This window comes from Actinosynnema sp. NPDC059797 (assembly GCF_042732085.1).
Lineage (GTDB): Bacteria > Actinomycetota > Actinomycetes > Mycobacteriales > Pseudonocardiaceae > Actinosynnema.
Window position 1 is genome coordinate 1 of the sequence record NZ_JBHWIE010000261.1, and the last position, 9,940, is coordinate 9,940.

9 protein-coding genes are annotated in these 9,940 nt (G+C 73.3%); 2 read left to right on the forward strand and 7 right to left on the reverse strand.

Features of this window, described 5'->3' with window-relative positions; translation table 11 throughout:
* Window positions 1–283: 283 nt before the first annotated feature.
* Together ACFV4N_RS33415 and ACFV4N_RS33420 are read right to left on the reverse strand one after the other, a co-directional pair.
* Window positions 284–1,741 (reverse strand): peptide MFS transporter, encoded by a 1,458-nt coding sequence (locus ACFV4N_RS33415; protein WP_499676648.1) that lies wholly within the window; start codon window positions 1,739–1,741, stop codon window positions 284–286.
* 79 nt (window positions 1,742–1,820) lie between these two features.
* Window positions 1,821–2,465, reverse strand: a complete 645-nt coding sequence (locus ACFV4N_RS33420) for a permease prefix domain 1-containing protein (protein ID WP_499676649.1) — start codon at window positions 2,463–2,465, stop codon at window positions 1,821–1,823.
* 97 nt (window positions 2,466–2,562) lie between these two features.
* On the opposite strand from ACFV4N_RS33420, the gene ACFV4N_RS33425 reads away from it, so the two are divergent.
* Together ACFV4N_RS33425 and ACFV4N_RS33430 are read left to right on the forward strand one after the other, a co-directional pair.
* Window positions 2,563–2,982: a hypothetical protein gene (locus ACFV4N_RS33425; protein WP_499676650.1), complete on the forward strand. Its 420-nt coding sequence runs from the start codon at window positions 2,563–2,565 to the stop codon at window positions 2,980–2,982.
* A gap of 83 nt (window positions 2,983–3,065) precedes the next feature.
* The gene (locus ACFV4N_RS33430; protein WP_499676651.1) at window positions 3,066–4,559 is read left to right on the forward strand and encodes a hypothetical protein; all 1,494 of its coding nucleotides are present in this window, start codon (window positions 3,066–3,068) and stop codon (window positions 4,557–4,559) included.
* Here the strand turns inward: ACFV4N_RS33430 and ACFV4N_RS33435 are convergent.
* From ACFV4N_RS33435 to ACFV4N_RS33455, 5 genes are all read right to left on the reverse strand, one after another.
* Window positions 4,550–5,704, reverse strand: coding sequence for a class I SAM-dependent methyltransferase (locus tag ACFV4N_RS33435; protein ID WP_499676652.1), 1,155 nt, complete (start codon window positions 5,702–5,704; stop codon window positions 4,550–4,552). The genes ACFV4N_RS33430 and ACFV4N_RS33435 overlap by 10 nt on opposite strands.
* An 8-nt stretch (window positions 5,705–5,712) precedes the next feature.
* Window positions 5,713–6,975 (reverse strand): hypothetical protein, encoded by a 1,263-nt coding sequence (locus ACFV4N_RS33440; RefSeq protein ID WP_499676653.1) that lies wholly within the window; start codon window positions 6,973–6,975, stop codon window positions 5,713–5,715.
* Window positions 6,972–7,823 (reverse strand): alpha/beta fold hydrolase, encoded by an 852-nt coding sequence (locus ACFV4N_RS33445; protein WP_499676654.1) that lies wholly within the window; start codon window positions 7,821–7,823, stop codon window positions 6,972–6,974. Before ACFV4N_RS33445 ends, ACFV4N_RS33440 begins: the two co-directional genes overlap by 4 nt.
* A 175-nt stretch (window positions 7,824–7,998) precedes the next feature.
* On the reverse strand, window positions 7,999–8,286 hold the full coding sequence (locus ACFV4N_RS33450; protein ID WP_499676655.1) for a hypothetical protein: 288 nt from the start codon (window positions 8,284–8,286) through the stop codon (window positions 7,999–8,001).
* Window positions 8,287–8,315: 29 nt separating this feature from the next.
* Window positions 8,316–9,857, reverse strand: coding sequence for an extracellular solute-binding protein (locus ACFV4N_RS33455; protein ID WP_499676656.1), 1,542 nt, complete (start codon window positions 9,855–9,857; stop codon window positions 8,316–8,318).
* Between the last annotated feature and the right edge of the window lie 83 nt (window positions 9,858–9,940).

Below are 9,940 nucleotides of genomic sequence, written 5' to 3' on the forward strand. Positions count from 1 at the left end.
GGTCCCGGCCGCGCGGGGGGCGCGGCGCGGGCCCGCGGCAGCCCCCGGCCGCGCTGGGGGGAGGTGCGGCCGGGGGCGGGTTCTGGGGTCGGCGCGGCGGTCGCCTCTCGGCGAGGGGCACGACGCGGCTCCAGCCGAACGGTATTCCGCGAAGGCTTTACAGGTGAGGCCCGGGGGACACGGACCGCGCCGACCACTTGTTACAACGGAGGTGAGGGGGTTGTTGTTTCACCCCGGGGACGTGTCCTCGGTCTCAGTGCCCGCCGTCCCGGCGCCCACCGTCTCAGTGCACGCCGCTCATCAGCTTCCGGATGAACGGCCCGGCCGCGACCAGCAGCAGGGCGAACACCACGGCCGCCCCGCCGACCAGCGCGAAGTACGGCGCCTCGTCCCGGACGTCGTAGTGCTCGGCCAGCGAACCGGCGGTGGCCGTGCCCAGCGCGACCGACAGGTAGTTCAACGCCACCAGCCGGCTCGGGAACGCCTTCGGCGCGAGCTTGGTGGACAGCGACAGGCCGACCGGCGAGAGCATCAGCTCCGCCACGCTGAACACCAGCAGGATGAGCACCATCATCGCCAGGGGGGAGGTGTTGCCCGTGCCGCCCGACATCGGCAGGAACAGCAGGAACGCCACGCCCATGAGGCCGGTGCCCAGCGCGAACTTGGTCGGGGTCGACGGCTGGCGCGGCCCCAGCTTCGTCCACAGGGCCGCGAACGCGCCGGCGAGCAGGATGATGAAGACGGGGTTGAGGGCGTTGACCCACGCCACCGGCATCTCCCAGCCGAACAGCGTGCGGTCCAGGCGTTGGTCCACGTAGATCACCACGACGGTGAACTGCTGCTGGAACAGGGCGAAGAACACGAAGCTGGCCAGGAACATCGGGATGAAGGAGTACACGCGCCTGCGCTCCACGGCGGTGATCCGCCCGCTGGCCAGGATGATCGCGAAGTAGGCGACGGCCACCACGACGATGAGCACCACGGTGACGTCGGCGAGGTTGTCCGGTCGGACCACGTCGGTCAGCACGAGCGCGACGACCGCGGCCACCGCCGCCACCACGCCGGCGGCGAGGACCGGCCGGCGCGCGGGCGGCAGCGGGTTCGGCACCACGTCGGAGCCCGGCGGGAACCTCCGCCGGCCGAACCAGTACTGGGTGAGGCCGGCGGCCATGCCGATCGCGGCGAGGCCGAAGCCGTAGTGGAAGCCCAGGCGCACCTGCGCCAGGCCGGTGAGCAGCGGCCCGGTGAACGCGCCCAGGTTGACGCCCAGGTAGAACAGGGAGAACCCGGCGTCACGGCGCTCGTCGTCGGCCGCGTACAGCGAGCCGACCAGCACGGTGGCGTTGGCCTTGAGCCAGCCGCTGCCCAGCGCGATCGCGCACAGGCCGACGCCGACGCCGAGGAAGCCGGGCAGCAGCGCCAGGGCGACGTGGCCGCACATGACCAGGGTCGCGCCGGCGAACAGGACCCGTTCCGGGCCGGCGACCCGGTCGGCCGCCCAGGCCCCGACGACCGTGGACAGGTAGACCAGGCCGCCGTACGCGCCGACGATGCTCGTGGCGGTGGTCTCGGGCAGGCCCAGCCCGCCCTCGGTCGCCGAGTAGTAGAGGTAGATGGTCAGGATGGCCTGCATCCCGTAGAACGAGAACCGCTCCCACATCTCGACACCGAAGAGGGTGGCCAGGGACCTCGGGTGGCCGAGGAAACCCCCGACCCCGCTCCGCTCCGGGGCAGCGCTCATGTCCGGTCCTCCCGCCTCGGTCGCGGCCGCACCGACGGGGGTACCCGGTGGGGCGCCGAGCAAGTGCCACTGACGGGTGTTACCGGTTGACGGCTCGGGCGCACTCCCGGCAGGCGCGGGCGGACGTCGCGACCACCCCGTGCGACGCGGCGGCGAGCACGCAGGCCAGGGACGTCAGCGGCCAGTTCGCGGACAGGGCCGACACCGCGGCCAGCGCGAGCGCGGCGAGCGCCATGCCCACGGAGGCGGCGGTCGCGGTCCAGGCGACGGCGGGCGGCACCCGGTGCGGCGTGGGCAGCAGGCGGGTGAGCGGGCCGGTGGCGGCCGGGGCGAGGACGGCGAGCAGGCCGGCGGTGGTCGCCACGGCGGCCAGGTGCGCGGCCAGGGCGCCCAGCCGCCAGTCCGCCGCCGGCGCGGCGGTGTGCACGAGGAGTTGGCACGCGACCAGCACGGGCACGGTGACGCCGACCACCCGCGCGGTGGCGCGCGCCTGGGCGACGGCCAGCTCCCGCTGGAACAGCGGCGCCAGTTCGTCGGCGGCGCCGAACTCGCGCACCGCGTGCCGGGCCGCGCGGGCGCGGGGCACGCCGCGGCGGGTCTGCGCCTCGACCGCGTCGGTGAGGCCGTCGTGGACCTCGCGCATCATGGCGGACTTGACCCGCGCCGGGCCGCGCAGCGCGCCGTCCAGGGCGGTGACGTAGTCCGCCACCGGGTCGGCGCTCACGTCGCACTCCCCATCATGGGTAGGCAGCCTACACAAGAGGCGCGCGGGCCTGGTATGCATTGGCTGTCTACATATGCGTCTTCCAGGAGGTCCGCCGGTGTCCAAGTTCCTGTTGTCCCTGCACGTGCTCGCCGCCGTCCTGGCCGTGGGCCCCATCACCGTGGCCGCGTCGCTGTTCCCCCGCGTCGCGCGCGGGCCGGCTAACGGCGTCGCGGCCTTCCTGCACCGCACGTGCCGCACGTACGCGGTGGTCGGCATCGCCGTGCCGGTGTTCGGGCTGGCCACCGGCGCGTCGATGGGCGTCCTCGGCGACGCGTGGCTGTTGGTGTCGATCGCGCTGACCTCGGTCGCCGCCGGGCTGCTGGCGCTGGGCATCCTGCCCGCGCAGCGCGACGCCCTGGCGGGGCGGGAGGGGCTCGCCGGCCGGCTGACCGCGTTCACCGGGGCGTTCAACCTGCTCTGGGCGGTCGTCGTGGTGCTGATGATCGTCCGCCCCGGCTCGACGACGGGCGCGTGACCCCCGACCGGCCCTGGTGTTTTTCCACCGGAGCGGGTAACACGTGGTTACTCGGTGACCAACGGCGGACTGGGAGGTCGGGCATGGAGCGACGGGAGCTGTTGCGCCACGTGGGCGCGGTGGGTGCGGTCGGTGCGGCGTCGGCCTTCCTCGGACCCCTCCCCGCGAGCGCGGCCACCCCGGCGGCCACGCCGTTCGACCTGCACTTCTCGGTCGCGCACAAGTTCCGCCCGTTCGACCTGATCGCGCCGCGCTTCGTGCAGTACGACAGCGCCGTCGACCGGCCCGCGTCCACCGCGGCCACCCTGGTCGGCACCGGGGCGCGACTCCGGGCGCCGTTCGCGTCGGTGCTGGTGGAGGTCGTGGGGGTGGACGGGCCGGGCGCCGTGGTCGCCGGGCTCGCGGGCGGCGGCACGTCGGTGCTCGGCGTGGTGGACCCCGCCGCCGGCCGGGCCGCGATCGAGGTCACCGCGGGCGGCGCCACGACCGTGGTCGCGTCGGCCCCCGTGCAGGTCCGCGGCGCGTTCCGGGTCGGCGTGGTCGTCAACGAGAACGCCGTCACGGTGCTGGTCGACACCACCGGCACGGGCACCGGCTGGCAGCCGGTGGTCACCGCGCGCGACGCCGTCCGGGCGCTGGTCGACCTGCGGGTCCCCGCAGTCCTCGGCGCGCTGGAGTACTCCTACGGCGGGCGCGGCGACGGGTCGGTGCGGCTCGGCCGGGTGCGGGCCGGGTACTTCGGCCAGGCCGGCGTCCGCGACCCGCACGTGGTGCAGCACGCCGACGGCCGGCCGTTCACCCGCGGCGGCAAGCTCTACCTGACCATGACCAACGCCGGGCTCGGGTTCTTCCAGCAGGCGCACTGGGCGGTGTGGACCCTGGACCTGGCCGACCCGACGAAGCTGGAGCAGGTCGCCGTCCTGTTCTTCGAGCGCGACGGCGTGGTGCTCGGCGACCACGCCGGCCAGGTCGTCTACGACGACCGCACCGGCCGGTTCATCGTGCTCATGAGCTCGTGGGGCGACTTCGACTTCCGCGGCGTGCACATCCGCCACACCACGACCACCGCCGACGTGCTGCGCGGCGTCCACGTGCTCCGCACGGAGCGGGTGCCGCTGCCGACCCCGGTCAGCTCGTGGGACCCGGCGCTGACCAGGATCGACGGCCGGTGGCACTTCGCGTTCGTGGAGAGCGAGGCGCAGCAGCCCGCGTTCGTGTTCCACCCGGCGCTCGCGGTCGGGCCGCGCGGCGCGGACTACGCCGAGTCGCTGTCCCTCGTCGGGGCGGACCGGACCGTGGACCAGACCGAGGGCACGATCATCCAGCGCGTCGGCCGCGACTGGTACGTGTTCGCCAGCGACGGCGACGCGCGGAACTACCCCGTCTACGACCTCGCCATGCGCAAGCTCGGCACCCTCGACGCGCCCTACGGCACCAACATCCCGCACCCGGTGCTGCTGCCCGTGGGCCGCGAGTGGTGGCTGCTCACCTTCGACGGCACGCAGTACGCCGAACCCGTCCTCGGCTACGGCGGGCACGGCGACTTCATCGTGATGCGGCACCGGCCTCAGCGGTGATCGGCGGGCAGCTCCAGGGTCCACCGGTAGGCCTGGAGCAGGTCGCTGTCGAACCCCAGCGCGGACGCCCACAGGAACAGCCGGAACCGGCGGTGCAGCGCCGCGCCCCACCGCTCGACCACCTCGTCCCTCGCGGCGTCGAGCCGGCGCGCCCACTCCCGGCAGGTCAGGAAGTAGTTGTGCCGCTCGTCGTGCAGCTCGACGAGCCGGAACGGCGAGCGGGCCACGTGCGCCAGGTAGCGGTGCAGCAGCAGGGGGGTCGAGCGGCCGGGGTACACCAACCGGGTCATGAACGTGGACAGCCGGTGGCGCGAGCGCATCGCGAACGCGTCCAGGTACACCCGGCCGCCCGGCCGCAGCAGTGCCGCGTACCGGCGCAGCGACCGGCCGTAGTCGGGCAGGTGCTCGGTCACGCCCATGTTGACGATCGCGTCGAACCGCCGGCCGGGCCGGTACTCGTGGAAGTGCCGGCGCACCACGGAGACGGGCAGGCCCTCGCGCTCCACCAGCGCCTTGAGGTAGCGCTCCGACTCGACCGCGAGGGTGAGCGCGGTGACCCGGACGCCGCGCCGCCCGGCGTGCTCCAGGAACGCGCCCCAGCCGCCGCCGACCTCCAGCACGTGCGCGTCCGGCGGCAGGTCCAGCGACGCCAGCGCGATGTCCAGCTTCCGGGTCACGGCGTCTTCGAGGGGTTCGTCGTCGCGGGCGAACGAGCCCTGCGTGTAGCACCGGTGCCGGCGGTCGAGGAAGGTCAGGAAGAAGTCGCTCTCCCGGTCGTAGTGGGCGGAGATCGTCCTGCGGTCGTCGGTGGTGCCCGCGCCGAGGAGGCTCGGCGCGAACTTCCCCAACCACACCAACGGGTGGAAGTCGCGGAAGAAGCCGCGCATCGCCAGCGCGGACACCAGGTCGCCCTCGACGTCGAGCCACCCCTCCAGGTAGGCGATGGCGACCCGGAACTGGTCCAGCGAGGCCAGCGCCTCCTCGCCGCGGCGGTCGCGCGCCACGAGCGTGAAGCGGGGGTCGCCCGGCCCCACCTCGAAGGTCCGGCCGGAGGTGACGCGCACCGCGAAGGGGACCGCCGGGCGGTGGGCGCGGTAGTCGCGGTGGCGACGGGCGATCGGCCTGATGATGGCGACGTCGTTCACGGGAACCCCTAACGCGTGCCGAAGGTCAGCGGCAGGAAGATCTGGGCGGCGGTCAGCAGGACGGGCAGCACGGCCAGCACCGCGTACGTCGAGTACGACGCGGTGCCGAGCCGCAACGGTCTGATCCTCGCCGATCGGCACCGTTCCAGCTCGGCGATGACGGGCGCCAGCTCCGCCAGGTCCGAGTCGATGTCCAGGCCCCGCCGCTCGACGAGCCGCGCGAGGTCGGCCGCGCGGGCGTCGCGGGCGACCTCCGCCGCCCGGCGGAACACCAGCCACGGCACGCCGACGCACAGCGGCACCAGCAGGATGTAGGCCACGACCAGCGCGGCGACCCACCCGTAGTTGTCGATGCCGAGCGCGGCCAGGACGATGGTCAGCGTCACGCCGAGCAGGGCGTTGGCCCACACCACGGTGCGGAACACGGCCGCCAGCGGCGCCCAGCCGTACCGGCCGTCGCGGTTGAGCCAGTCGGCGGACGGGCGCACCACGAACTGCATCGCCACGACCAGGTAGACCGCGATGACGCCGACCACCTGGAAGTTCAGGATGACGAAGATGGCGAACACGGCCAGCACCCAGTACACGATGTGCCCGGCGGTGTGCTGCTTGCTCGCCCACCAGCTCGCGTAAGCCTGGCGCGTCCACTCGGCCTTGGCCTGCTCGTCGAGGCCGGTGGGGGCCAGCACGTGGAACACGTTGTTCTCCAGGCCCAGCACCAGCAGGATCGTCAGCACGAGGGCGGCCACGCTCAGGCACAGCAGCAGCCCCGCGCTGCGCCGCTCCAGCGACGCCATCACCCTGGTCACGATGGTGTCCAGGGCCCGCTCCGGCGGCGCGCCCGCGATCAGCCGGTCCACCCGCATGAGCTTGGACAGCCGGTTCGACCTCGGCCGGTCGCGCGGGACCAGCGCGCCGTTGCGGGCCAGGCGGGACAGGCACCGGGACAGGTGCTGCCACTGGCGGTGCAGCAGGATCGCGCCGGTGATCACGATGAGCACCAGCAGCCAGCTCACGATGTCGCGCATCAGGGTGAAGCGGGGGAACGACCTGGCCGGCTCGTCCACGCCGACCGTCCGCTTGGCGTCGGCCAGCGGCTGGAAGTCGGCCACGCCGCCGAGCGTGCCCTCGCCGGCGCACACCAGCACGAGCGCGCCCACGACCGCGAGGGCGGGCAGCACCAGCCACGCGGTGTGCAGCCCCTTGATGTTCCGGTAGAGCAGGCAGAAGCGGAACGGGTCGAAGTCGGTCGTGGTGATCTTGCCGGTCATGCGGGCTCCGGTGACGTGATCAGGGCGGCGAGTTCCGCCGGTTTCTCCAGCCAGGGCCAGTGCCCGCAGCCGGGGATCACCGACACCCGGGTGACCCGCATCATCCCCCGCAGCCGCGCGACGTCGTCCGGGTCGATGAGGCGGTCGCGGGCGCCGATGACGAGTTCGACCGGCTGTTCGACCGCGGACAGCAGGCGGTGGTGGTCGATCGAGCGCGCGGACAGCAGGATCCGCAGGACGGCGAGGCTGCCGCTGCCGGACAGGGTCTCGACCAGGTGCTCGGTCGGCACCCCGGCGGGGTCCGCCACGAACGGCCAGAGCGTCGCGGAGCGCAGCCGCGGCGAGGCCGCCAGCGCGGTCAGCAGGGCCTTGGGCACCGGCGCCACCCCGGCCGCGAACTGGGCGGCCACCACCAGGCCCAGCCCCGGGTCCCGCAGCGCCAGGCTCGGGCGCTGCGCGAGGTCCGAGGCCCGCACCAGCGCGCCGCTGACCAGCACGAGCTTCGACACCCCGCCGGGGCGGGCGGCGGCCAGGCCGGCCGCGACCACGCAGCTGATCGAGTGCGACACGACCACGCACCGGTCGATGCCGCGGGCGTCGAGGAAGTCGCGGATCCCCGCCACCGCCGCGGGGATCGTGAAGGCGCCCCAGTGGGCGCGGCTGTGCCCGAAGCCCGGGATGTCGATCGCGACCAGCCGCGTGGTGGCGCGCAGCTCGTCGACGACCGCCGTCCACTGCTCCAGCGACCCGCCCAGGCCGTGCACGAGCAGGTGGGTGACCCCGCTCGGGGAGTCCGGTCCCGCTTCGAGGTAGCGGATCCCGCCCTCGGTCCTCGTCCGGTAGCGCATCGGCGCTCCTTCGGCAGCGCGGCTGGGCGCGGTGCCGAACCCGGGTGCCGAACCCCGGCGCGCCCGGTGGACCGCGTTGACCTGTGGTCGCGCGCGATCACCACCGCGTTAGCCGGAACGCGGTAAATCGATCGAGTGGCGGAACGGGTACGGGAGGTTTGTCCGGCGAGTCCGGTCAGTCGTCGGAACGGCGGCGCTCGAACACGGTGTCCGGCGCGGACTCCGGGACCTCGGTGCGCACGTCGGAGTCCCGCAGCACCTCGCGGGCCTGGGCCTCCGGGTCGGCGCTGCCCGCCGCCAGCTCCTCGGGGAGCAGGGTGGCCCGCGTGCCCGCCCGGTCGTCCACGCCGTTGCGCCGGTCGAAGACGTCGGGTCGGTCCAGGTCGTGGTCGCGCCGGAGGCGGGCCTCCTCCTCGGCGGACAGCTCGGTGGCGCCCAGGTCGAGCGGCTCTCGTTCGGTCACCCCCCTGGCTTACCCGGTGCGTGACCGGTTCACCCCTCCGGGCAGTCGCCCGTCAGCTTCTCGGCGGTGTCGTCCGACACCTCGTCGTCCGGTCCCACGACGTCCTTGACCCCGTCGCGGAACTCCTGGCTCCACTCGGTGTAGCACCGGATCGACGGGCGCGGCCAGGCGTCCTGGAGCGCGGCGCGGATGCTCCGGAACTGCTCGCCCTTGAGCCGCTCGTACACCGAGTCGCGGGTGGGCGCGAACCCGCCGATCTCCGACAGGATCAGCTGGCTCTGCGCGCTGGTCATGAACTCGATCAGCGCCTGCGCGGCGCGCGGGGTGTCGTTCTTCGCCGAGATCGCCAGGTTCTGCCCGCCCAGCACGCTCGGCGTGGGCGGCGCGACGGCCCGGAAGGTGATGCCCTTGTCGTCCAGCTCGCGCTGCCGGTTGGTCAGCTGCTTGTGGGCCACCGCCCAGTTCCGCATGTAGAGCGCGCGTCCTTCGACGAACTGGTTGACGGCGTCGCGGGCTCCCGCCTTCTCCGGCTCGGGGTCGCCGGGGAACGACGCGGGGTCGTTCAGGGCGGTGTTGAGCTTGCGGAGCCCCGTGAGGTCCTCCTCGTCGAAGCGCGCCCGGGGCCCGTCCGCGGTGGGGCTGATGCGGCCGTCCTCCTGCACCACCTGGCCGCCCGCCGCCCAGATGGCCTCCAGCGAGGTGATGGTCGCCATCTCGCCGGACATCTGGAACGCGTGGGTCGCCACCGGCGCGGTCCGCGCGGCGGGGCCGGAGTGGTCGTCCCAGTCCGCCGGCTCGTCGACGCCGGGGATGTCGGTGCGGTAGTAGACGAGCCCGACGTCGGTGTTGAGCGGCAGGGACCACAGCTCGCCCTTCCCGCCCTCGCGCTCGCCGGTGCGCCGCACCTTGTCCACGAAGTCGTCCAGGTCGCGGGCGGACAGCCGCGACCGGTCCAGCGGGCGGATGTAGCCGTCGTCGATGAACCGCGTCATCCACACCACGTCGAGCAGGTAGATGTCGGCCTCGTTCCTGCCGCCGTCCTTCGCGTCGTTGATCATGTGCTCGAACTGCTCGTCGGTGTCGCCGGGCGCCTTCACGAACCTGGCGGAGTTGTCGGGGTGGATCGCGTTCCACTGCTCCAGCAGCGTGTTGCGCGGGTCTTCCGGGCTCACGTCATCGGCCGACAGGATGACCAGCTCACCGGGCTCCAACTCCTCCGTGGGCACCAGGAAGTAGCTGCCCACGGCCAGGGCGACGACCACGACGGGGATCCCGATCCGGTTCCGCGGGCCGTTCAGGACGGCCACGAGCCGCCCGGCCGCGGCGGCGACCGAGCCGTCCCACCGCCAGAGGTCGCCCACCACCTTCGGCACGGCGTTGATCAGCACACCGGACAGCACCAGCATCACCGCGGTCGCCGCCAGGTAGGCGAACCCGTCCGGTCGCCACCACCGGCTCACGTCCGCGACCAGGCGCGCGGACAGCGAGGTGACCACGACGGTGATGATCAGGAAGAGGATTATGAGCGCGACCCGGTGAGCGGGCCGCCGTTGGCCCGTTGAATCGGACATGCCACCCCCCGTTGGTGTGCTGACATCAATACACGGACCGGGAGGCGGGGTCAAACAATGGAAATTCCTTCTTCCGGGTGAGT